Source organism: Ruminococcus sp. RTP21198st1_G1_RTP21198_201120, from assembly GCF_040924265.1.
GTDB lineage: Bacteria > Bacillota > Clostridia > Oscillospirales > Ruminococcaceae > Hominimerdicola > Hominimerdicola aceti.
In genome coordinates, this window is the sequence record NZ_JBCOMH010000010.1 from 13869 (window position 1) to 37642 (window position 23774).

Here is a 23774-nt window from a genome sequence, read left to right on the forward strand (position 1 = left end):
TGAAAAAAAGTATATATTACTTGACAAAAGCCGAAAAAATAGTACAATAGTAAGTGTATGACACAAATTTGAAGAACAACGCAGGAGGTAAAAATATGAAAATGAGAGGTATCTATTCCTCAGTAACAGATATCAGACGAAAAGTCTTTACAGAGGTGGCAAGACTTGCCTATGAAGAGGGCGATTATGCCGAAAAAATCGCAGAGCTTCCTTATAAGATAGTACCGGGAAGCAAGGCTGTTTACCGTGAGTCTATCTTCCTTGAAAGAGCTATCGTTGAAGAAAGGCTCCGTCTTGCTATCGGTCTGCCCCTAAGACCGATCGAGGAGCATAAGTCTGTGGCTGACGGCATTGAAGAAAGTGCGATCGCAGAAAAGTATTACGATCCACCGCTTGTAAACATAATCAAGTTTGCCTGCAACGGCTGTCCTGAAACTCATTATCATGTTACCGACTGCTGTCAGGGCTGTCTTGCGCACCCATGTCAGGAAGTCTGTCCAAAGGGTGCCATAACCATCAAGCATGGCAAGTCAGTAATAGATCAGTCTAAGTGTATAAAGTGCGGCAGATGTCAGAGCGTCTGTCCATACAATGCAATAAACAAAATGGAAAGACCATGCGCAAGAGCCTGCGGCATGGACGCTATCGGCTCAGACGAAGAGGGCAAGGCAAAAATAGATTATGACAAGTGCGTATCCTGCGGAATGTGTCTTGTAAACTGTCCATTCGGCGCTATCGTAGACAAGGGACAGATATTCCAGCTTATAACAGCAATGAAGAAAAAGAAGAAGGTCATCGCTATCGTAGCACCTGCATTTGTAGGTCAGTTCGGACCAAAAGCAAGCCCTGAGAAGCTCACAGCGGCAATGAATAAGCTTGGCTTTGCAGACGTGGTCGAGGTAGCAATAGGTGCAGACCTTTGTTCCATCGAGGAAGCAAAGGACTTCATGAGAGAAGTTCCTGAACATCAGCCATTCATGGCGACATCATGCTGTCCTGCATGGTCAGTAATGGCGAAGAAGCTTTTCCCTACCCTTGCCCCATACATTTCAATGGCTTTGACCCCAATGGTACTTACAGCAAGAATGCTCAAAAAGGACGATCCTGACGCTTGTATCGCATTTATCGGACCATGTGCGGCAAAGAAGCTTGAAGCTTCAAGACGTACTATCCGCAGCGACGTAGACTTTGTGCTTACCTTTGAGGAACTCATGGGAATGTTCAATGCCAAGGGTGTAACATTTGAAGACATTACAGATGAAGAAAAGGTAGATCTTTGCGAGGGTACAGGTGACGGACGTGGCTTTGCAGTAAGCGGCGGCGTAGCAAAGGCAGTAGCAGACGTTATCCACAAGCTTGACCCAGAGCGTGAGGTCAAGGTAGTATCAGCGCAGGGACTTAAAGACTGCCGCAAGCTTCTCACACTTGCGAAAGCGGGCAAATATGACGACTATCTTCTCGAGGGCATGGCTTGTCCGGGCGGCTGTGTAGCAGGTGCAGGAACGCTTCAGGCGGTAGAAAAGAGCACAGCGCTTGTAAACAAATATGTAAAGGACGCACCTTTACAGAACTCTCTCGACTCCAAATACGAGATCAATCTTGATCTTATCACCGAGTCGCATGATGACAAATAAGAGATAGAATTGAAACGGGCAGCGTTATGCTGTCCGTTTTTTTGTACTGTCACTCGCCGTGACGGGCATTTTACGCCATACATTGTGGTATAAAACACTTTTTCACCGCTTTTTGAATTCGTATAGAATACTACACATTGCAATTATCACACACCCCCTGATACCCCCACAAACGGCAGTAGGGGCGAACAGTGTTCGCCCGTCGAAGAAACAAGCCCACGATTATATCATTGTTGGATAGAACTGAAAACTATCCAATCACATCTTCAGGGTGGCGACGCAATATTCTCCACACGGCACGTCTACACAACATTGTGATAAATTCAAACCTTGCCGTTCCCCTAAACGGGACGTCGAGAGCGCCGTCCCCTACAATGCTGAATTTACAGCAATTTCTGAGCATGGGCGAACGCTGTTCGCCCCTACAAATATTCGGGCAGGTTTCTGTCACCGCAAAATCGTTTCGCTCGGTACTTTATTTTACTTCATGCTTGTAATTTTCTTTGGATTGCTATGCCAATTCCTCATTCCTCACTCCTCACTCCTCACTTAAACTCCCCTCCCCCCTTGATTTTTCCCGTAATATGTAGTATAATAAATGAAATAGTGCATAATAACAGAAAAATTCTTACAGAGAGGATCTTTATAAAATGGAAATAATCAATAAGTCCGATGAAAAACTCCTTGCAGAATATGAACAGTTCGCAAGCACCAGCAAATACGGCAATTTCATGCAATCCCTCAAATGGCCGAAGGTAAAGGACAACTGGGGCTGGGACGCTGTTATCTCCCGTGACGCTGACGGCAATATCCGTGGAACTTGCCTTATCATAATCAAAAAAGTGCCTATTTTCGGTGTTACTTTTATGTATGCCCCTCATGGCCCTGTTTGCGACTGGTCTGATAAAGAGATCATGACCGACCTTTTCGAGGGCGTAAAGGTGCTTGCAAAGAAATACAAATGCTACCAGTTTATGTGGGACCCTTGTTTCGAGGAGGGCGACGACAAGTGTACAAAGCTTATCGAGGACATGGGCTTCAAGCACATACACAAGGCGGCTGAGCTGACCACTATTCAGGCTCGTAATAACTATATGCTCAGAAATATCGAGGGCAAGACCCCTGACGAGGTCATGGCGACTTTCAAACCTGACTGGAGAAACCGTATCAGAAAAGCCCCTAGAAAGGGCGTTTACTGCAAGGCTTGCGGCACTGAGGCTCTTGACGATTTCTACCCTCTCATGCAGGCAACAGGTATCAGAGATGGCTTCTCTATCCGTTCAAAGGAGTATTTTGTAAAAATGCTCAATGGTCTTGGTCCTGAACACTGCCGACTTTTCATGTGCTATGTTGACGAGGACGGCAAGCAGATACCGTTGTCAGGTGCAGTAACAACACAGTATGCAGGCAAGACCTGCTATGTTTACGGTGCTTCCGCAAACCACCACAGAAACCTCTACCCTAACTATCTCATGCAGTGGACGATGATAAACTGGGCTTTGGAGGGCAAAAACTATATCTATGATTTTCAGGGCATACCATTCTACAACGATGAAACAAACCCTAACTACGGCGTATACAAGTTCAAAAAGGGCTTTAACGGCGAGGTCGTTACCTATGAGGGCGAATTTTTCTACATTTTCAAGCCTTTCATGAAGAAAGTCGTAGACTTCTGTGAAAAGATAGTTATGGATAGACACGAACGCAAAAGACAGAAGCTTCTCAAAAACAGAAATAAGGATATGCAGTAGACGGCAATAGATTAAATTTAAAAATTTTTGAACAGTTTATACATTTTTACCCATTCTTTACACAGACAACATTTGATTTTTACTTATATGTGATATGATTTACAAAGAGGTGAGCAAGGTGCATAAAGGCGTTATAAGGACCTTGTGGCTCATTGCCGCATTGAGCCTGGTGCTGAGTTATGCTGTGATGTGCATTGCATGGCTTTCAAAGGGCTGCCGCTATGGAGCGCAGTTTTGCATAAACGTTTTTATGAGAGCGCTTCCTCTTTGTCTTATATTCCTGTGCATCGTCGAGCTTGCAGGGCTTTTCATATGGGTCTTCAAAATAAAAAAGCTCGAAAGGCTCTACGCTAAAAAGGGCGGCTGTGACGAATATTTTGAGCTTCTTGAAAAATATCTTCTCAGACAGAACAAAGATAAGGGTCATGGACTTTTGAAGCTTGCCGCTGTTTACATTTCAGAAAAACGCTTTGAAAACTGTTTTCTCACACTTGACCGTATAGCTTTTGATAAGCTTACCCCCTCAGATCAGAACAAGTATTTTGAACTGCTTCTTTACGGCAGACTCATGTCAGGTGATATTTCTCAGGCAAACGAGATATTTGTTTCGGCAGAGCATTACTTCAAGCGAGGTCTTCTCGATAAACGCAATGGGCAAATGCTTTTCACCATTGGTCTGCTAGAATATTTCAACGAACGCTTTGAAGCAGCGGTGAAGTTTTTTGACAGCGCAGAGAAAAGCCGTGACGCTGACAAGACGCTTCGGTGCAACTGTGAGCTTTACAAGGGCGAGTGTTTTCTCGCTCAGGGTGATGTGAGATCGGCAAAGGCTTCGGCTGAAAAAAGTGCGGCGCTCGTTAGTGACGATAAGCAGGAAGCACAGCTTGGAAATCTGATGACACAGGTAGAAAAAGCTTACATCAGAACAAAAGAAAAGTCTGCTGATACAAAAGCAGACAACACCACGGAAGGAGGATATGCCTTTTAAGGCATAGAAACAAGTATGATAATAAACGCACTCAGAGGCTTTTGCATGGCTCTTGCGGACAGCGTTCCGGGAGTTTCAGGCGGAACTATAGCGTTCCTGCTGGGCTTTTATGACAGCTTCATAAATTCCCTTAACGACATAATGGGACGTGACAATGCAAAGCGTAAAAAAGCATTTTTCTTTCTTATAAAGCTTGGTGTGGGCTGGGTGATCGGTATGCTTCTTGCAGTAAGCGTTCTTGCCAACGTGTTTGAAAGCGGAATCTACAAGGTAAGCTCGCTGTTTCTGGGCTTTATCATTCTGGCGATACCGGTCATGATAATGGAAGAAAAAGAGAGCATTAAGGGCAAATATTACAACATCGTATGGGCTGTTATCGGCATTGCTATCGTTGTGGGCATTTCCCTTATAAATCCCTCCGGCAGCGGTGCTGACGTTTCTCACATGAATATAGGCACAGTGATATTCGTTGTTCTTGCAGGAATGTGCGCAATATCTGCAATGGTGCTTCCCGGCATTTCAGGCTCCACCATACTTCTCACATTCGGTCTTTATATGCCTGTTATCACAGGAATAAAAGAGTTTCTTCATCTGAATTTCGAGTATTTCGGACTTCTCTGCTCTTTGGGTATCGGCATTATCCTTGGGGTGTTCATTACCCTCAGGCTTATCAAAAAGGCTCTTGAAAAGTTCAGAAGCCAGACTATCTACTGCGTTATCGGCATGATGATAGGCTCACTGTACGCCATAGTTATAGGTCCTACAACGCTTAAAGAGCCTAAAGACCCTATGTCCTTCAGCACATTCAGCATCGTATTTTTTATCATCGGTGCGGCGATCGTGTTCGGTATTCAGGTAGCAAAGAGCGTGTATGACAAGAAACAGCTTGCAAAGGCAGAAGAAAAGATAGAAGAAGAATAGATATTATATCAAAACGAACGAATATAAAAAAGGCTCAATTTCTGAATCATAGAAATTGAGCCTTTTGCTGCAAATAACGTAAGTACACTTTTTCTGAACACATATCGTATGGCCTATATGCCCACCTAGCAAATTCATATTCTTGTGATTATATAAAAACTACCGCCCCTACTGTCCCCTTTTGCTGTTCATTCTTCCAAAATCAGCATTTTATACAATTGAACGCCTTGACAATTATGCAACTATACCATATAATAAAATTAGGCAAATGCAATATCCTGTATTATATTCCAAACATAATATGACAGCTATTGCAGAAATAGCATATCAGCGTCTATGATTTCTACAAATCATACGCCTGCCCTATGTAGAAAGTGTTTAAATTTCATGGGTGTTTGGCATTTTTTCTTGCAAAAATTGTCGGCTTGTGGTATAATTATCAGGAGCAGGGGCGTGCTATTCCCCAAAACGGGTGAAAACCATCCTTATTTCTCAAACGTTTTCGCCAATACAGTAATAAAGGTGCAGAGCGCAAAGCTCGACTTGAAAGTATATAGGAGGTAAAGATTTATGGCAAATAGTGCTGTAGAAAAAACAATTTCCACGCAGGAACTTAAAGAAAAGCTTCTTGACGTTCTTCACAACGATTTCCAGACAACACCTGAGGACGCTTCCGATCAGCAGGTATACGAGGCTCTTTCTAAGATCGTTGTAGGCATTCTTAAAGCTAAGAGAAGAAAGTTCACCGTTAAAACTCAGTCTGAGGGCAAGAAGAAGGTCTACTATCTTTCAATGGAATTTCTTATGGGAAGAAGCCTTAAGACTTCTCTTTATAACCTTGAAATGCAGAAGCAGGCTACAAAGGTCCTTAAGGACATGGGCATTTCTATAAACGGCATTTACGAGTGTGAGCCTGACGCAGGTCTTGGCAACGGTGGTCTTGGAAGACTTGCTGCCTGCTATCTTGACGCTCTTGCTGCCGACGGCTATCATGCTACAGGCTATTCTATCTGCTATGAATACGGTATCTTCAAGCAGAAGCTGGAGGACGGCTGGCAGACCGAGCTTCCTGACAACTGGCTCCCAGGCGGCTCTGTATGGCTCGTTCCTGTTCCGTCAAAGGCTGTCGAGGTTCGTTTTGACGGCGAGCTTAAGGAATACTGGGACAATCAGTATCACTGCGTAACTCACGAGAACTACACATCAGTTATGGCTGTTCCATACGATCTGTTCGTATCAGGCTACAACAGCGAGGCAGTTTCAAAGCTCAGACTTTGGAAAGCTGAAATGGCTGACTTTGATATGTCAATGTTCAATCAGGGCGACTATCAGAAGGCTCTTAGTAAGAACATCATTTCACAGGCTATCACAAAGGTGCTTTATCCTAACGACAACCACGCAGAGGGCAAGTCACTCAGACTTAGACAGCAGTATTTCCTTTGTGCTGCTTCTATCGGCGATATCGTAAACCAGCACATGAGCGTTTACGGCACACTTGACAACCTCCATGAAAAGGTAGCTATCCACATCAACGATACTCACCCGACACTTGCTATCCCAGAGCTTATGAGAGTTCTTCTTGATGATTGCGGATATTCATGGGACAAGGCTTGGCACATCGTTACGAACACATTTGCATACACAAACCACACTGTAATGCCTGAGGCTTTGGAGAAGTGGGACTGCAACCTCCTCAAGAGCGTTTGCCCTAGAATCTTCTCTATCATTATCGAGATAAACGAGCGTTACTGCAAGGATCTTTGGGAGAGATACAAGGATCAGGCTAAGGTTTCACATATGTCTATCGTTGAGGACAACAAGGTGAAAATGGCTACACTTTGCGTACACGCTTGCCACAGCGTAAACGGCGTTGCAAAGATACACTCTGAGATCATCAAGAAGGAAACATTCAAGGACGAGTATCTTGACACACCAACAAAGTTCAAGAACGTTACAAACGGTATCGCATACAGAAGATGGCTTTATCAGTCTAACGAGGGTCTGACAGATCTTCTTTGCGAGAAGATAGGCGACGGCTTCCTCAAGAATGCTGCTGAGCTTTCTAAGCTTGCTGTATTCAAGGACGACAAGGACGTTCTTGACAGACTTGCAAAGATCAAGCTTGACAACAAGAAGAGTTTTGCAAAGTATGTAAAGAATCAGTACGGCGTTGTTCTCAACACTGATTCTATCTTTGACGTTCAGGTAAAAAGACTTCACGAATACAAGAGACAGCAGCTCAACGCTTTGAACATCATAGCACAGTACAACTACCTCAAGGCTAATCCAAACGCTGATTTTGTACCAAAGACATATATCTTTGCTGCAAAGGCTGCTCCTGGCTACTACATGGCAAAGCAGATCATCAAGCTTATCTGGAACATTTCTCAGGAGCTGAAAAAGGACAAGAAGCTCAACGAGAAGCTCAACGTTATCTTCCTTGAGGACTACAACGTATCACTTTCTGAGATACTCATGCCAGCGGCAAACATCTCTGAGCAGATCTCACTTGCTGGTACAGAGGCTTCAGGTACAGGTAACATGAAGCTTATGATAAACGGTGCTATCACACTGGGTACTCTTGACGGAGCAAACGTTGAGATACACGAGCAGGTAGGCGACGACAACATCATCATCTTCGGTATGAACGTTGACGAGGTAAACGCTTGCAAGTCAGGCTACAAGCCTATGGACATCTACAACTCCAACGCAGTTGTTAAGCAGGCTATCGACACACTTCAGTACGGCATCAACGGACAGCAGTTCAACGAGATCGCTGACAGCCTGAAGAACTCTGACCCATACATGGCTCTCAAGGACTTCGATTCCTACCAGAAGGCACAGGCTTACGCTTCTGAGTGCTACAAGGATCAGACAAAGTGGCAGAAGATGAGCCTTGCAAATATTGCAGGTGCAGGCATTTTCTCCGCAGACCGTTCTGTTGAGGACTACGCTAGAGATATCTGGGGTCTTTCAAAGTAATTTATTAATACAAAAAAATTATCGGACAGTTGCTTGGTGCGACTGTCCGATTTTTTGTACATATATGCAATTCATGAAACGATAAATTTGTAAGACCACAAGATGAGCGAAAGGAACGGGACGCCGAGGGCGTCGTCCCCTACATGGTTCGAGCGATGTTTATACAATGTGAAAATCAACATAAATAGTGACGTGCGAGAAAAGCGGGCTGTCGAGGGCGCCAGCCCCTACATTTTTTTAACACACAAAAAAGGACGGCTTTTCTTCACCGTCCTTTTGATTTCTAATTTAGTCCTAGTCAGCAAGTGCAAAATCTATCTTGCCGGAATTTACATTTGCGTTTATCACCTTTACTCTGATAGGGTCGCCCACACGATATTCCATTCCGTTTGTGAGGTTTTTCAGGCTCACCATATCGTCGCAGACATATTCGCCGTCAGGCATATTGTCCGTGTGAAGAAGTCCCTCGCAGGTGTCAGGAAGTGCGATAAAAAGACCGAACTCAACAGCTGAAACCACTGTTCCCTGAAACTCCTCACCGATATGAGCGTTCATATACTCAGCCTTGTAGCAATCCTCACAGCTTCGCTCCACCTGCATTGCGGTAAGCTCCGTCTTTGTGGACTGGTCGGCGGAGGCATAAACGAACTTGTTGAACTTTGTGGCGCACTCCTCTGCACTGCTGCCACTGAGAAAAGCTGACATTATTCTATGGATAGTCAGGTCAGGGTAACGTCTGATAGGTGAAGTGAAGTGGGCGTAATCCTCCAGCGCAAGTCCGAAGTGACCCACAGGCTCGGTGGAATATCTTGCCTTTGACATACTCCTCAGAACGATATTGTTCATGATAAGGTCGATATCAGTACCCTTTGCGGCTTTGAGTATCTCAGACATATCCCCAGGGCAAGCCTTTTCGCCCAGCTTATACTGGACGTTGAGCTTGACAAGCGCTTCTCTCAGGGATTCAAGCTTCTCGTCTGACGGCTCTTCGTGGATACGATAAACGAACGGCAGGTTATTATCCATGCCAAATCTTGCGGCACACTCGTTTGCAACAAGCATAAAGTCCTCTATTATCTCCTCGCTTCTTCCACGGGTACGCCTCTCAACGCCCACGCAGATATCCTCGTCATTGATGATAAGCTTGCTCTCAGAGGTTTCAAGCTCAGGACAGCCACGGTTTTTCTTGTTTTTGTACAAAATATCCGCAAGCTCATTTATAATAGGAAGCTGACCTGAAACCTCGGCATATTTTTCTTTAAGTTCAGCATCGTCACTGCCTGCCAAAAGTGAATTTATCTCGGAATAAACGCCCTTTACACGGGAGCGGATAACAGTTTTTGCAAACTTATACTCGGTGATGTTGCCCTGCTTGTCGAGTTCACAAAGACATGAGAACGCAAGTCTGTCCTCCTGCGGATTGAGGGAGCAGATGCCGTTTGAAAGCTCCTTTGGGAGCATTGGGATAACTCGGTTTGCGTAATAAACGCTTGTGCCACGCTTGAAAGCTTCGTTATCCAGTTGTGACTTTGGCTGAACATAGTGGGAAACGTCAGCGATATGAACGCCAAGGAGATAACCTGTTTTGGTTCGTTCAACAGAAATTGCGTCGTCGATATCCTTTGTATCTGCGCCGTCAATGGTGAATATCGGCTTGTCACGGAGGTCAAGGCGGTTGGGTATCTCATCTTTTATCCTTGAATAATCAGACACTTCCCTAGCTTCATAGATGACCTCGCTTGGGAAAACAGGTGTCAGACCGTTGACCTCAAGGACGCTCATTGCGCAGGCAGAGGCTTTCATGGAGCTTCCATAGCTTGAAACTATCTCGCAGACGTGTTCAGAGTGCCTGTTTCCACGCTTTGTGACCTGCGCCACCACCTTGTCACCCTCATGTAGCTCAAGCCTCATAGGGTTTTCAAAGGTCATTGCATATTTTGACAGCATATCAGGAACGATTTTCAGCACGCCGAACTCGCTCACAAGCTCCCCTGTGAACTTAGCAAAATTCTCCTCTACGATGCTCATGACCTCGCCCTCAGTGCAAGCGCCCTCGCCCTTGAACGTTCTCACAAGGACGATATCATGTGGCATTGCGCCTTTGAGGTACTTGCCCACAACAAAAATTTCCTCGTCAGTGTCAAGATTTTTCACAAAGCCGTAGGTCTTATTGAGCCTTACCACCTCGCACTTGACGAATTTCTTAGGGTCAACGAGCCTTATGCCGAACTTATCTTCCATTATCTCGCCGTTTTTCTTCATTTTGTCAACGGTTTTTGTGAATTTTTCAAACTCAAAGCCCTTTCCTCTGCATGATCTCAGCAGTTCTTTGAAAGTCAGTGGCTTTTTGCCTGCTTTTTTTAACTTTGAGTATATTATTTTTCTGTAATCCAGTTTCATAAATTTCCTTTCTTTTACTTATATTCCAACGCTATGTATTCATCTCTGAACACAAAGCCCATTTTCTGTGCTATTGAAAGCGAGGTGAGATTTCGTGCGTCCCAGTGAGGTGTAAGCCCACGGCGTACACATTCCAGCAAAAACGCCGCCGCAGTTATCTGTGCAAGACCTTTCAGGCGGTATTCTTTACGGGTTGAAACTTCTATCTCAACGCCTTTATCGTAGTATGAAAACGCAGAAGTTCCGCTGACTATCCTGCCATTATCAGTGAGCACAAAGCCAAAGCCATGGGCTGAAAAGTCCGCAAAGTCTTTGAAATTGCACACAAAGGACTCCGACCACTGCTCTGTTAAAGCTTTCTTATAAAATTCCTCATCTATCATTGATAATCTAAACTGTCCCATATTTTGTGCTCTTGATACTGTTTCACGCAGTCTGTCAACATCAAAGCCGTTTTCAGGCGGACATGTGTGATATCTTTTCACCATTTCAAGCTGTCCGTCACAGGCACACAAAGCTTTTGCAAGCTCCTCGCTGTCAGGAACTATGACTGCGTTTTTGTTGTCGCTGCAAAATGTGAGCATATCAGCAGCACAGCTTTTATCCCCTGCGGCAAAATAAAAGTCGCCGCAGCATATGACCGCCGCCGTGGGTGCGGTTGTATCGTCGCAAAAGGCAGTGCCGAAAACGCCGTCAAAATAGGAGAACATCAGCGAGTCGTAAAACCCCGCAAAAAGCGGTCTTATCTTATTCTTTGCACCGTTTGCACATTTCATTACATTCTTTTCCCCGTTCTTACTTTCTGCAAAGAAAAAGCCCTGCACGGAGCAGGGCGGGCAATTATTTCTTGATCTGATAAATGATATTTACAGCAAGAGTTATCACGAATATCAGTATCGCACTTATCCTTGTCAGTCTGTTAAGCTTAGCGTCCTTGGTGTTTGAACCATTCTTTCCATAGAAAGAATCGTTATATCCACCGCCGATAGCAGATGTAAGACCCTGCTCTTTGGTGTCCTGCGCAAGAACTACAAGTATGATAACGAGGCTGGCTACGATCAGCAGTGCGCCTGCAACGATCTCAATTACGCTCATTTTTGTTCCTCCAAAACATAATTATACATTTTAATATATTATAGCACACATCTTCTCAGATTGCAAGGGGTTTTCAGAATTTTTTCAATTCTTTTTCTTTTTATCAGTGCTTTCAGCCTTTGAGGTGGTATCTTTCTGCTTCTCCACCTGCTGGATAACTGTGACATTTGACACGTCAAGACGTTTTTTCAGAAGCTCTGTGACAGTTTTGAGCTGTTCATCGGTAAGAGCCTTGTTCTCATATAGCACCACTGTTATGCCATTAACTGTTGTGGGTGAGCCTACTGAATGGCTGCTCATGTGACCGCCTGCCGCACCTGTTATGTTTGGATAAACGATAGCAAGTTCCTCGGCGATATCGCTCATGTCGATATCATAGCTCTGATAGCTGTCAAGCTGTGCCTTCAGATTTTCATTCTCGGCTTTAAGGTCGTCGTTTTCTTTCTGCGCAAGCACCTGTGCCACCTTGTTCTGTGTTTCCTCATCGTCGGCATTCTTTTCAAGCATCTTTTCGACCTCGTCAGCGGTAACACCGCTTTCCACCTCGGTCTGTGTTATCACAAGCTTATAATCTTCCAATCCGAAAGCTTTCAGCTCGCTTTGAAGCGCCTTTGTATCGGCAGTGCTTATCTTCTTGCCAAGAAGTGCCACTTCTATCATACGTTTATCGGTATCTATAGTTTTCTGCACTATCTGAGTGCCGTCAAAGTCAAAATTCTCGGTGATAAACTTCTCTGCACTGCTGTTATCCATTGTCTTTTTCACAATATCATAGCCAAGATAAATACTAGGCAGCATGGTAATAACTGTGATAAAAGCGATATTTCTGTGTATCTTTTTCAAAGCCTTCGGGGAAATATCGTTGCCGTGAGGCAGCCTTAAAAACTTCAGCACAACGATAGCCGCAAGGCAGATAAAAAAGCTGTTTATGAAAAAGAGATACAATGCTCCGCCGAAATAGTCAAGGCGGTGTCTTGCCAAGCCGTAGCCTGCGGTACAAAGAGGCGGCATGAGTGCTGTTGCGATAGCCACGCCGGGGATAACGTTGCTTTTCTCCTTACGGGTCTGACCTATTATGCCGGCAAGTCCGCCAAAAAGGGCAATAAGAACGTCCCACGCTGTAGGTGTGGTTCGGGCAAGAAGCTCGGAGGAGGCTGTGGTGATAGGTGAGATAGTAAAGTAAATAGTCGAGGTGATAAGGCAAATGACCACCTGTATGCCAAGTCTTATTGCCGCACCCTTTGAAAGAGTCAGGTCATTTGTGGCGATTCCATAGCCTATGGCTGTTATACCGCCCATAAGAGGCGAGATAAGCATAGCACCGATTATAACGGCGGTGGAGTTCATATTAAGACCTATGGAAGCTATAAGTATGGCAAGCATGAGGATACACATATTAGTACCCTGAAGCTTTGCGCCGGATATTATCGTATTATGTATCTCATCAGGGTCAGCCATATCCCAGCGCAGACTGAACATATTTCTAAGCCCTTGTATAAATCTGCCTTCCTGTAATTTCAAATCTCAGACCTCCCCTGCTTATTTTACTGCACCCCATGCGATGTTCTGCAAACGCCTTGCAGAATCGGTGGTGCCTGCGCCTGTCTGCTGAATAAAATAAAGTATGCAGAGCTGTTCTTTTGGGTCAAGGCTGAAATAACAGCCCATCCAGCCGTCCCAGCCGAAAGAGCCTTCTGACTGGATAAGTCCTGCAGCGGAAGGGTCGTCAAGGATACGCATGAAGTTACCGTAGCCGTGACCCTTTGTGCTGTCCCAGTTAAGGGTCTTGCGCTGTTCAGGTGTAAGACCGTTTCTTGTCATGAAATCGACCGTGTTTCTGCCGAGTATCCTCACGCCGTCAAGCTCGCCCTTGTTCATAAGCATTTTGGCAAACTTTGCATAGTCCTCTACAGTGGAAACAAGACCTGCTCCGCCCGACTCAAAGGCAGGAGGTACAGTGTAATCAGTAAGGCAAAGGTGGAAGTGAGTAAAAGGCTCGTTTCCGCCATTTTTGTATTCATAGCACTGGGCAAGTCGGCTGTACTTTTCCGCTAGGATATAGAAGCCTGTATCATTCATACCGAGGGGTTCAAAGATCTCTTTTCTAAGAAAATCTCCGAACTTCATGCCAGAAACCACTTCGATAACAGCACCCATGATGTCAGCAGACGCACCGTACATCCACTTTTCACCAGGGGAGAACATAAGAGGACGCTTGCCCATTTCCTTTGCGAAGCTCACAGTATCCAGAAGCTTTTCGCCCTTGAGATATTTTTCAGACTGCTCGCCCCAAAGCGCACCCATTTTCTGACCTGCGGGAGTGCCGTCAGGATAAGGGATACCGGAAGTCATGGTGAGCAGGTCGCCTATGGTTATATCTCTGTCAGCAGGACGTTCGCCGTTCTCGTCAAGAACCACAGGGTCGGAGAACTCAGGGATAAACCACTTGAGCGGGTGACGAGTGTCGAGCAGACCACGCTCGATAAGTATCATTGCGGCAGCGGCTGTGACAGGCTTTGACATAGAAAAGAGTCTGAAAATGCTGTCAGTTTTCATAGGGATATTTTTCTCCTTGTCAGCAAGACCAAAGCTTTTGAGATAGACAGTTTCGCCTTTATGGATAACGCTGAGAACTGAGCCTGAGAAAACACCGTTGGTTATCTCTTTTTGTGCAACAGCGTCGAGATATTTAAAATTTTCGTACATGATAGACCTCCGTGTTATGATGTTTGATATATAGGATTATAACACAGTTCGGGTGGAAATGCAAGATTTTGTGTGGCAACAAAAAAATCCGCTACCATAAATGATAGCGGATTTAGGTGCAGGGGCACGCCCCTGCTGGCGGAGATGGAGAGATTTGAACTCTCGCTACGGTTTTGCCGTACTACCGCATTTCGAGTGCGGACCCTTCAGCCACTTGGGTACATCTCCTTGTGTCAACTATACTATTATACAAGTAATCACAAAAAAAGTCAAGCCCTTTGTGCAAATTTAAGCACAAAGAGCTTGTCCATTATCTATTGCTGAGCACGCCTCTGCATATCCTTAACATATGCAAGCGTTTCAGGAGTGTAGCCTACCATTGCGTTGGGACAACATTGGGAAAGCAATTGCATAAGCCCCATGGCAGTGTCCTTGCCCTTGGCATATACGTTAAAACGCAGTACATTCTTCTTGTGCTTCGTGCAGACGATTATCTCGTTGGTGTAGCTGATGAAATTCATACTCGCTGTGTGCTGGTAAATGCCGTAGGCTTCCTCTCGCCAGCACATCTGAAATGGCACTTTCTTGTTGGCAAGCACCCTGTCGGATACGATAATATAATCGTCCTGATATTGTATGTTGGCGTAAAGCTCGTCAGCCTGCTGTAAAAGATCGGGATTGGCTTTGAATATGCCGCTCTTTTCAGGGTGCGTCCTCCGTGACGTACCAAATATAAGAAATATAACACCAGGCGTAAGCACAAAAAGTCCAAGTATCAATACGCTGTATTCACCGGCTACTACCGCCGCAAATGAGATAAATCCACCCATTAGCGTGAGTATCACACCGCCAACTATCATTGCTATCATTCTTTTTCGTATGTTGGCAAATACTACTTCTCGTCCCATTTTCGTTACCCCTCTTTACTTTTTTTATCCGTGATTCTGCTTTGCCACAAGGCTCTCGCCGCAGTATATCTTCCTGAGCTTCGGCTTCTCTATCTTGCCCGTCGGGTTTCTCGGTATGTCTGCAAAAATTATCTTGTGCGGACGCTTGTATCTCGGAAGCTTCTGGCAAAACGCCATTATCTCTTCCTCTGTGCATGGGTGGTCAGGCTTTAGCTCGATTATTGCCGCCGCTATCTCGCCCAAACGCTGGTCAGGCAGACCAATTACTGCCACGTCCCTGATAGCGTCGTGACTTCTCAAAAAGTCTTCTATCTGTACAGGGTAAAGATTTTCTCCACCACTTATAATAACGTCCTTTTTGCGGTCAACAAGGTAAATAAATCCGTCCTCGTCCTCCTGAGCCATGTCGCCAGTGAAAAGCCAGCCGTCTTTGAGAGTTTCAGCCGTCGCCTTTGGATCTCTGTAGTAGCAGGTCATAACGCCAGGACCTTTTACGCAAAGCTCGCCCACTTCGCCGCGCTTTACAGTGTTGCCCTTATCATCAACTATCTTGACCTTCCAGCCAAAGCCTGCCTTGCCTATTGCGCCTACCTTGTCAATGTTATCCATGCCAAGGTGTACACAGCCAGGACCTATAGATTCGCTAAGACCATAGTTAGTGTCATATTTGTGGTTAGGGAAAACCTTTTTCCAGCGTGCAATAAGTGACGGCGGAACAGGCTGTGCGCCTATGTGCATAAGCCTCCACTGTGAAAGCTCATACTTTGAAAGTGTCACCTCGCCGCTGTCGATAGCGTCAAGGATATCCTGTGCCCAAGGCACAAGAAGCCATACTATAGTACACTTTTCTCTTGAAACGGTATCAAGGATAAATTCAGGCTTCACGCCCTTGAGAAGCACCGCCTTGCTCCCTGAGATAAGGCTTCCGAACCAGTGCATCTTCGCACCTGTGTGATAAAGGGGAGGGATACAAAGGAAAACGTCCTCCTTTGTCTGACCGTGATGATTCTGCTCAACTCTTGCGGCGTGCATAAGGCTCTCGTGATTGTGCAGGATAGCCTTCGGGAAGCCAGTTGTGCCTGACGAGAAGTAGATAGCCGCATCATCCTCGTCAGTAAGCTCTATGTACGGAGTAGTGCTTGCGCAGTTTGCAGTGAGCCTGTCATAATGCTCTGCAAATGACGGACAGTTCTCGCCAACATAGAAAAGAAGTCTGTTCTTGCTTATCTCATCAGCTATCTCCTCAACTCTGCCGATAAATTCAGGACCAAATACAAGAATATCCACCTCGGCAAGGTCAAGACAGTATTTTATCTCCTCTGGAGTGTATCTGAAATTCAGCGGCACTGCAAGCGCACCCGTCTTGAGGATGCCAAAATAAATAGGCAGCCATTCAAGACAGTTCATAAGCAGGATACCCACCTTGTCACCCTTTTTTACCCCACGGGATAAAAGCAGATTGGCAAAGCGGTTAGCCTTTTCGTTGAAAACGCTCCAGGTTATCTCACGGCGATAATGACAGACTGGGTTAGGCTCGATAAGCTCATATTCCTTCCAAGTCACACGTCTGGTTTCTCTGATCTCAGGATTGACCTCTACCAGAGCAACATCATTTCCGAACTCTCGTGCGTTACGCTCCAGTATCTCGGTTATAGGCATACAAAAACTTCCTTTCATAATTAAAAGCTTGAAAGCTAGAAAACTTAAAAGCTTAAAAGTATTCACAAACATATATGTTATTATTTTATCATATGATGACAAAAAAGTAAAGAGATTTAAAACAGAATAAGTGACAAAGTGAAGAAGCAATAATTGTGGAGTTTTTACAGAAGAAAAGTGTTTGCCCCTACCTGAATTTGAGCGAATACCGTCAAAAAGATAACCAACAAAAAAAGACAGCCCCACATGGGAGCTGTCCCTTAACTAAAAAAGTGTACCGTTTCAGATCTTATTCTTCTGCCTTTTCTTCCTCTTTGCTCGCCTCAGCCCCCTGCTGTGCCTTGAGAAGATCCCTGATCTCTGTAAGAAGCACTATGTCCACCGGTGGCTCTGCAGGCTTTTCAGGCTCTTCATGCTTGCCAAGTGACGCAAGCTTGTTTATGACCTTCATTATTACAAAAATAACGAACGCCATGATTATGAAGTTTATCACTGCCGTCAGAAATGCGCCGTAGTTTATGTACTGATTTCCAAGCAAATGTATCTTGCCCTCTACGTCAGCACCGCCTATACAGCCTATTATCGGATTGATAAAATTCTCCGTAAATGACGTTACGATATCCTGAAACGCAGCACCTATGATAACGCCCACTGCCAAGTCCATGACGTTTCCTTTGAGAGCAAACGCCTTGAACTCATTTACAAACTTCTTGATAAATCCTTTTTTCTTCTCTTCCATAACGGTTACGACCTTTCGTTTTTTGTTCCGAGCCACGCTCTTATGGCCATTTTATCACATATTTTGACCATTTTCAATAGTTTTTCTACAAAATCGTACGGTTTTACGTCGTTTTGCACATATATGTTAATATGCTGTAAATGCTTTGTAAACAAGCATGAAAAGGTATTGCATTTCCCGAAATGGTGTGCTATAATGATTAAGCTGTTTGAGTGAGGGACATGACGATGGGATATAGCCAAGAGGTAAGGCAGCGGACTTTGACTCCGTCATTCCGATGGTTCGAATCCATCTATCCCAACCAAAAACAAGCTAAATCGAACAAACATTGGGGTGTCGCCAAGTGGTAAGGCAACGGACTCTGACTCCGTCATTCCGAAGGTTCGAATCCTTCCACCCCAGCCACAAAAGACCGTAGATTTTTTTCTGCGGTCTTTGTTTTTTTATACATTCTTTCAGCAGCCAAAAGAGAGGTTTTGCAACTGAGTATAAGTAAACATAAAAAACAAAATGTGAACAAAAATAATTCGGAATTGCGTGTTTACAAACTGGTAAAAATGTGTTATACTTAAAGTGCAAAAGAATTTCATCAAAGGAGGTCTGAAAAATGAAAAAGATAATAAACAGAAAAAATGCAGCGGCAGTGGCTTGTGCCGCTATGATGATATGTGCGGCAGGTGCTGTGCCTGACAGCATGCTAAGTGTGAGTATGCCTGTGCAGGCGGTTGAAGCTGCGGAGCAGACAAGTCTGCCTCAGGTCACAGGGCTGACATCTAAAACCCCTGATATAAGCTCCATAAGACTTAGCTGGAACGCTGTGAGCGGTGCGGACGGCTATTCTGTGGGAATGCGTTCAAAGGGTCAGTATCCTGAGATAGCAGACGTTACGGACACTACATATCTTGTTACAGGTCTGCCTGCGGCAACGAGGGAGAACTTCAAGGTAAGAGCCTATAAGATAGTGAACGGTCAAAAGGTCTATGGCGACTATTCAGTGAACTACAATTCCGCCACAAATCCACGCCCTATAAGCGGTCTTAAAGCTCAGACGGGCAATGCTTCCGTCAGCCTTTCATGGAAAAAGGTGGGCTGTTCAAACTATCGTGTCTTTATGCTGAAAAACGGCAAGTGGACGCAGATAGCGCAGACGGATACAAACAGCTACACTGTCATAGGACTTGACGCAGGAAGCTATAAATTTAAAGTAAGAGCCTGCAAGCGTGACGATAAGGGCGCAAATCACTACGGCAAATATTCTCAGGAGATAACGGCACAGGCTGTCACGGTGAACAAGGTCACTGGTCTGACATCTAAGACCCCTAACACAAGCTCTATAAAGCTTAGCTGGAACGCTGTGAGCGGTGCGGACGGCTATTCTGTGGGAATGCGTTCAAAGGGTAAATATCCTGAGATAGCTGACGTGAAAGGCACGACCTACACTGTCAAGGGTCTGCCTGCGGCAACAAGGGAGAATTTCAAGGTAAGAGCATATAAGATAGTAGACGGAGTTAAGATATACAGCGACTATTGTGAAAACTACAATTCCGCCACAAATCCAAGGAAGGTAACAGGAGTAAAAGCTTCTGACATCACCGCTTCGACCCTTGACCTTAACTGGAAGTCTGTAGGCTGCACAAGCTACAAGGTGTTTATATACACAAACGGCAAGTGGAAGAACATAGCTTCATCTACGGTAAATTCCTGCGCAATAAACGGACTTTACGCAAAGACTACATACAGATTCAAGGTAAGAGCCTGCAAGACGGACGATAAAGGTTCAAATCACTATGGAGCATATTCCGAGGAGATAACCGTCAAGACCCCAGACCACACTGTCGAGGTCATAAACGGCATGAGCTATGTTGACGGAGTTCTTTTGGCGAACAAAACATATTCCCTCCCTGCAAGCTACGACCCAAAGGGTCTGACCAAAGAAACATCAGCGGCATTCAAAAAGATGCAGACCGCTGCATATAAAGACGGCATAAGCCTGTGGGTATGCTCAGGCTACCGCTCTTATTACGATCAGAGGTACCTTTATAATATGTACTGCAACCGTGACGGCAAGGCTGCGGCAGACAAATACTCCGCAAGACCTGGCTACAGCGACCATCAGACGGGCATGGCAATAGACGTAAACAATGCCAGCGACTCATTTGACGGCACAAGAGAAGCAAAGTGGCTTGCCAACAACTGTGCGAAATATGGTTTTATAATTCGTTATCCAAAGGGCAAGGAGGCTTACACCGGTTATCAGTACGAGCCTTGGCATATAAGATATGTAGGCACGCCTTTAGCACAAAACATAACCAACAGCGGACTTTCTCTTGAAGAATACTTCGGGATAACTTCGCAATACAAGGATTGACATATGGTTCAGACCGCTGTTCACAGGTATCTGTGGGCAGCGGTTTTCTGTTATTTTCCTTGCTCACCTATCACTTGAAATCTTGCATTTCAACATGATTTGTGTTATACTATATTTAAGGCAATACCGCACAAAGATTGTGCGTCAGATGCGTAGTCAGATTTTTGTGTGATATGACGGAAAATCTGCAAGCAGATGGCGTGCAAAGCCGTCAGGCGGGCTTTGTGCGGTGTTGCCTTATATATTCACTAAGGAGGTCATCTCTATGCTTCTTTCAGGTAAGACGGTCGTTCTCGGCGTCAGCGGCAGTATTGCGGCTTACAAGATTCCAACTTTAGTAAGACTGCTCAAAAAGCAGGGCTGCAATGTTCAGGTACTCATGACACAGAACGCCACTCAATTTATAAACCCTATCACTTTTGAATCCCTCACAGGCAACAAGTGCCTTATAGATACTTTTGACAGAAATTTTCAATACAGCGTTGAGCACGTTGCTCTTGCAAAGCAGGCTGACATTGTTATGGTCGCTCCTGCTTCCGCTAATGTTATCGGAAAGATAGCATACGGCATTGCTGACGATATGCTCACCACCACTGTCATGGCTTGCCCTTGCAAGAAAATGATATCCCCTGCCATGAACCACAATATGTATCACAATCCTATTGTGCAGGACAATATCCGGAAGCTTGAACGTTTCGGCTACGAGATGATCGCTCCTGACAGAGGTATGCTTGCAAACGGTGATGACGGCGACGGCAGAATGCCTGAGCCTGAGGTGTTGTTTGAATACATTCTTCGGGAGCTTGCTTTTGAGAAGGATCTTGCAGGCAAAAATGTGCTTGTTACGGCTGGTGCGACCATGGAGGCTATCGACCCTGTGAGGTACATCACTAATCATTCAAGCGGAAAAATGGGCTGTGCGGTGGCTAAAGCGGCTATGCAAAGAGGTGCAAAGGTGACGCTGGTGGCAGGTCACATGGAGGTTTTGCCGCCTATGTTCGTGGACGTTGTGAACGTAAAGTCTGCGGCGGATATGTTTGAAGCTGTCACAAAGCTTGCTCCTGAGCAGGATATTATCGTAAAGGCGGCGGCTGTGGCTGACTACACGCCTGTTGCGGTGGCTGACAACAAGATAAAGAAGTCTGACGATGACATGAAGATAGAGCTAAAACGCACGAAGGATATCCTCGGCTATCTAGGTCAGCACAAACGTGACGGTCAGGTCATATGCGGTTTTTCTATGGAAACTCAGGACGTTATCAAGAACTCTGAGAAAAAGCTCACCAACAAAAACTGCGATATGATATGCGCAAACTCACTAAAGACCGCTGGTGCAGGCTTCAAGACGGACACTAATGTTATCACCCTTATCACTGAGGGCGGTGCTGTGGAGCTGCCTATTATGACCAAAGAGCAAGACGCTCACAGGATACTTGACGAGCTTGCGAAAATGATATAAGTGTACGATAATATGTACAGATAAACAGATCACGAAGGGAAATACGCCATATGAAACGTATTGAGATATATGAAAACGGCATTAATATAGTATTTGAGATAACAGACGACAACGAGGCGAAGCTTCTGCACTTCTCTGCTCTGCCTTTTGATGAAGCCAAGACGGCTTCATACATGGGGCTGAAAACTTTCAGACCTGTAGAGATACAGGCGAGCGGTATCGACCGCCCTGACGAGCGTCACGGAAACAAATATATCGTGACCGCACCAGGCTGGAGAATGAAGTTCAAGGACTTCCGTGATGTGAACAATGACCATGGCAGAAAGCTTGAACTTGTGACATTTGATGAGGGCACAGGTCTTGAGGCTGTGTCCCACTATCAGTTTTACACCGGCACGTCTGTTGTACGCTGTTGGACTACCCTTACAAACAAGGGCAGCGAGGTACAGACCATTGAATATATGTCCTCCTTTGCGCTGACGGGCGTAGAAAAAGAGGGGCTTAAAAAGCCTGAGGACAAGATGAAGATATGGGTATGCCACAACTCATGGCAGCGTGAATTGCAGTGGCAGGACTACACCCTTGAACAGGTGGGGCTTGCGTCCTCTGCAAAGCCTACGGAACAGCGTTCATCAAAGGTATTTGCCTGCACAAACGTTGGAAACTGGTCGGCAAAGGAATACATACCAATGGGTGTGCTTGAAAACACCGAAGCAGGCTCGGTGCTGTTTTGGCAGATAGAGCAAAACGGCTCTTGGCACTGGGAGCTTTCGGACGTGGGAGGACACTTCTATTTACAGCTTTCTGGTCCGTCGGAGATAGAGTCCCACTGGTACAAAAACCTTGTGCCTAATGAGAGCATAGAAAGCGTGAAATGTGCAGTAGGCTCGGTGACAGGAAGCTTTGACAAGGCTATGGGCGAGCTGACGAAATACCGCAGAAAAATACGTCGCCGCAACAAGGATAATCAGAGGCTTGCGGTAATATTCAACGACTACATGAACTGTCTGTGGGGCGACCCTACGGCAGAAAAGGAGTTTCCCCTTGTGGACGCTGCGGCAGAAGCAGGCTGTGAATATTTCTGCATTGACGCAGGCTGGTATGCTGACGGCTTTTGGTGGGACGAGGTCGGCGAATGGAAAGAGAGCAGAAAGCGTTTCCCTAACGGCGTAAAGGAAGTTGCCGACTATATCCGCAAAAAGGGCATGATACCTGGGCTTTGGCTTGAAATAGAGGTCATGGGAATAAAGTGTCCGCTTGTGGACAGCGTTTGCGATGACAGTTGGTTCTTCACACGTCACGGCAAGAGAGTCTATGACAGAAGCCGTTATCAGCTTGATTTCAGGAATCCGAAAGTCCGTGCTCACGCTGACGAGGTAATAGACAGGCTCGTTTCTGAATACGGCATTGGCTATATAAAAATGGATTACAACATAGAGCCAGGTATAGGCACTGAGCAGAACTGCGACAGCGTTGGCGAGGGTCTGTGGGGTCATGAAAAGGCTTACCTTGAATGGCTTGACGGTGTTTTTGCTCGTCACCCTGACCTTATTATAGAAAACTGCTCCAGCGGTGGACTCAGAATGGATTATGCGATGCTTTCAAGATACTCCATTCAGTCCACATCAGATCAGGACGATTACAAAAAATACTGCACCATTGCGGCGAACTCCCCTACTGCCCTTTGCCCTGAGCAATCGGCTATCTGGGCTTATCCTATCACATCAGGTGACAGAGAAGAAGTTGTTTTCAACATGATAAATGCAATGCTTCTGCGTATCCACCAGAGCGGTCACCTTGGCAACATCGACCCTGAGCGCAAGGCACTCGTTAAAGAAGCTATCAGCGTTTACAAGAAGATAAGGGCGGACATAAAGGAAGCAGTGCCGTTCTGGAGCTTGGGTCTGTCCAAATTTTCGGACGACTGGGTATCTCTCGGTCTGAGAAACGGCAACAAGGCTTATCTTGCCGTATGGAGGAGAGAGGGCAAAAGCGACACCTGCGTTCTGCCTGTAGGCTTCCTCAAGGGTGTTGACGCAAGGGTGAAGTGCATTTATCCTGATTTCAGCGAAACTCCGGTCGAGTTTTCTAAAGCCACGGGCTGTGTTTCTGTTAAGTTTGACAGACCTTATATGGCTAGACTTTTCGAGATAGAGTGGTAAAA

At 45.5% G+C, this 23774-nt stretch carries 16 protein-coding genes and 3 tRNA genes; 10 read left to right on the plus strand and 9 right to left on the minus strand.

What is annotated here, in order from left to right; translation table 11 throughout:
- The first annotated feature begins 101 nt into the window (after window positions 1-101).
- The 5 genes from AB5627_RS07790 (at window position 102) to AB5627_RS07810 (ending at window position 8276) form a co-directional block, all read left to right on the plus strand.
- On the plus strand, window positions 102-1634 hold the full coding sequence (locus AB5627_RS07790) for a 4Fe-4S dicluster domain-containing protein (protein WP_368369791.1): 1533 nt from the start codon (window positions 102-104) through the stop codon (window positions 1632-1634).
- Window positions 1635-2284: 650 nt separating this feature from the next.
- A complete protein-coding gene (locus AB5627_RS07795) occupies window positions 2285-3385 on the plus strand; it encodes a peptidoglycan bridge formation glycyltransferase FemA/FemB family protein (protein ID WP_022287539.1) in 1101 nt (366 codons plus the stop codon).
- Window positions 3386-3479: 94 nt separating this feature from the next.
- Complete coding sequence (locus tag AB5627_RS07800) at window positions 3480-4373, plus strand: hypothetical protein (RefSeq protein WP_288177805.1); 894 nt, start codon at window positions 3480-3482, stop codon at window positions 4371-4373.
- 15 nt (window positions 4374-4388) lie between these two features.
- Window positions 4389-5294 carry a DUF368 domain-containing protein gene (locus AB5627_RS07805; RefSeq protein ID WP_325213458.1) on the plus strand — a complete coding sequence of 302 codons (906 nt, stop codon included), beginning with the start codon at window positions 4389-4391 and terminating at the stop codon, window positions 5292-5294.
- A gap of 570 nt (window positions 5295-5864) precedes the next feature.
- The gene (locus AB5627_RS07810) at window positions 5865-8276 is read left to right on the plus strand and encodes a glycogen/starch/alpha-glucan phosphorylase (protein WP_022287542.1); all 2412 of its coding nucleotides are present in this window, start codon (window positions 5865-5867) and stop codon (window positions 8274-8276) included.
- A gap of 294 nt (window positions 8277-8570) precedes the next feature.
- Here AB5627_RS07810 and rnr read toward each other — a convergent pair whose 3' ends face one another.
- The 9 genes from rnr to mscL all read right to left on the minus strand — a co-directional run bounded on the left by rnr (window position 8571) and on the right by mscL (window position 17783).
- Window positions 8571-10676 carry a ribonuclease R gene (gene rnr, locus AB5627_RS07815; RefSeq protein WP_368369773.1) on the minus strand — a complete coding sequence of 702 codons (2106 nt, stop codon included), beginning with the start codon at window positions 10674-10676 and terminating at the stop codon, window positions 8571-8573.
- Window positions 10677-10690: 14 nt separating this feature from the next.
- A complete protein-coding gene (locus tag AB5627_RS07820) occupies window positions 10691-11452 on the minus strand; it encodes a GNAT family N-acetyltransferase (protein WP_022287544.1) in 762 nt (253 codons plus the stop codon).
- 64 nt (window positions 11453-11516) lie between these two features.
- Window positions 11517-11771: a preprotein translocase subunit SecG gene (gene secG / locus AB5627_RS07825; protein ID WP_022287545.1), complete on the minus strand. Its 255-nt coding sequence runs from the start codon at window positions 11769-11771 to the stop codon at window positions 11517-11519.
- A gap of 84 nt (window positions 11772-11855) precedes the next feature.
- On the minus strand, window positions 11856-13292 hold the full coding sequence (locus AB5627_RS07830) for a DUF389 domain-containing protein (RefSeq protein WP_195247614.1): 1437 nt from the start codon (window positions 13290-13292) through the stop codon (window positions 11856-11858).
- An 18-nt stretch (window positions 13293-13310) separates the two neighbouring features.
- A complete protein-coding gene (locus AB5627_RS07835) occupies window positions 13311-14477 on the minus strand; it encodes a serine hydrolase (RefSeq protein ID WP_046441799.1) in 1167 nt (388 codons plus the stop codon).
- A 136-nt stretch (window positions 14478-14613) separates the two neighbouring features.
- A tRNA-Ser gene (locus AB5627_RS07840) sits at window positions 14614-14705 on the minus strand.
- Window positions 14706-14791: 86 nt separating this feature from the next.
- Window positions 14792-15385, minus strand: a complete 594-nt coding sequence (locus AB5627_RS07845; protein WP_368369774.1) for a hypothetical protein — start codon at window positions 15383-15385, stop codon at window positions 14792-14794.
- A gap of 24 nt (window positions 15386-15409) precedes the next feature.
- Window positions 15410-17044: a class I adenylate-forming enzyme family protein gene (locus AB5627_RS07850; protein WP_195247341.1), complete on the minus strand. Its 1635-nt coding sequence runs from the start codon at window positions 17042-17044 to the stop codon at window positions 15410-15412.
- A gap of 289 nt (window positions 17045-17333) precedes the next feature.
- On the minus strand, window positions 17334-17783 hold the full coding sequence (gene mscL, locus AB5627_RS07855; RefSeq protein WP_289148567.1) for a large conductance mechanosensitive channel protein MscL: 450 nt from the start codon (window positions 17781-17783) through the stop codon (window positions 17334-17336).
- A 228-nt stretch (window positions 17784-18011) separates the two neighbouring features.
- Between mscL and AB5627_RS07860 the strand changes: the two genes are divergently transcribed.
- The 5 genes from AB5627_RS07860 (at window position 18012) to AB5627_RS07880 (ending at window position 23772) form a co-directional block, all read left to right on the plus strand.
- A tRNA-Gln gene (locus AB5627_RS07860) sits at window positions 18012-18087 on the plus strand.
- A 25-nt stretch (window positions 18088-18112) separates the two neighbouring features.
- Window positions 18113-18188: transfer RNA gene (locus AB5627_RS07865), tRNA-Gln, on the plus strand.
- Between the two features lie 202 nt (window positions 18189-18390).
- Window positions 18391-20151 carry a D-alanyl-D-alanine carboxypeptidase family protein gene (locus tag AB5627_RS07870; protein ID WP_333635056.1) on the plus strand — a complete coding sequence of 587 codons (1761 nt, stop codon included), beginning with the start codon at window positions 18391-18393 and terminating at the stop codon, window positions 20149-20151.
- 265 nt (window positions 20152-20416) lie between these two features.
- A complete protein-coding gene (gene coaBC / locus AB5627_RS07875) occupies window positions 20417-21610 on the plus strand; it encodes a bifunctional phosphopantothenoylcysteine decarboxylase/phosphopantothenate--cysteine ligase CoaBC (RefSeq protein WP_265290637.1) in 1194 nt (397 codons plus the stop codon).
- 50 nt (window positions 21611-21660) lie between these two features.
- Window positions 21661-23772 (plus strand): glycoside hydrolase family 36 protein, encoded by a 2112-nt coding sequence (locus AB5627_RS07880; protein WP_368369775.1) that lies wholly within the window; start codon window positions 21661-21663, stop codon window positions 23770-23772.
- Window positions 23773-23774 lie beyond the last annotated feature (2 nt).

What these genes read in the sequence shown, in the direction of transcription:
- AB5627_RS07790 (WP_368369791.1), top strand. Translation starts at nt 102, where the DNA reads ATGAGAGGTATCTATTCCTCAGTAACAGATATCAGACGAAAAGTCTTT.
- AB5627_RS07795 (WP_022287539.1), top strand. Translation starts at nt 2,285, where the DNA reads ATGGAAATAATCAATAAGTCCGATGAAAAACTCCTTGCAGAATATGAA.
- AB5627_RS07800 (WP_288177805.1), top strand. Translation starts at nt 3,480, where the DNA reads ATGATTTACAAAGAGGTGAGCAAGGTGCATAAAGGCGTTATAAGGACC.
- AB5627_RS07805 (WP_325213458.1), top strand. Translation starts at nt 4,389, where the DNA reads ATGATAATAAACGCACTCAGAGGCTTTTGCATGGCTCTTGCGGACAGC.
- AB5627_RS07810 (WP_022287542.1), top strand. Translation starts at nt 5,865, where the DNA reads ATGGCAAATAGTGCTGTAGAAAAAACAATTTCCACGCAGGAACTTAAA.
- rnr (WP_368369773.1), bottom strand. Translation starts at nt 10,676, where the DNA reads ATGAAACTGGATTACAGAAAAATAATATACTCAAAGTTAAAAAAAGCA.
- AB5627_RS07820 (WP_022287544.1), bottom strand. Translation starts at nt 11,452, where the DNA reads ATGAAATGTGCAAACGGTGCAAAGAATAAGATAAGACCGCTTTTTGCG.
- secG (WP_022287545.1), bottom strand. Translation starts at nt 11,771, where the DNA reads ATGAGCGTAATTGAGATCGTTGCAGGCGCACTGCTGATCGTAGCCAGC.
- AB5627_RS07835 (WP_046441799.1), bottom strand. Translation starts at nt 14,477, where the DNA reads ATGTACGAAAATTTTAAATATCTCGACGCTGTTGCACAAAAAGAGATA.
- AB5627_RS07845 (WP_368369774.1), bottom strand. Translation starts at nt 15,385, where the DNA reads ATGGGACGAGAAGTAGTATTTGCCAACATACGAAAAAGAATGATAGCA.
- AB5627_RS07850 (WP_195247341.1), bottom strand. Translation starts at nt 17,044, where the DNA reads ATGCCTATAACCGAGATACTGGAGCGTAACGCACGAGAGTTCGGAAAT.
- mscL (WP_289148567.1), bottom strand. Translation starts at nt 17,783, where the DNA reads ATGGAAGAGAAGAAAAAAGGATTTATCAAGAAGTTTGTAAATGAGTTC.
- AB5627_RS07870 (WP_333635056.1), top strand. Translation starts at nt 18,391, where the DNA reads ATGAAAAAGATAATAAACAGAAAAAATGCAGCGGCAGTGGCTTGTGCC.
- coaBC (WP_265290637.1), top strand. Translation starts at nt 20,417, where the DNA reads ATGCTTCTTTCAGGTAAGACGGTCGTTCTCGGCGTCAGCGGCAGTATT.
- AB5627_RS07880 (WP_368369775.1), top strand. Translation starts at nt 21,661, where the DNA reads ATGAAACGTATTGAGATATATGAAAACGGCATTAATATAGTATTTGAG.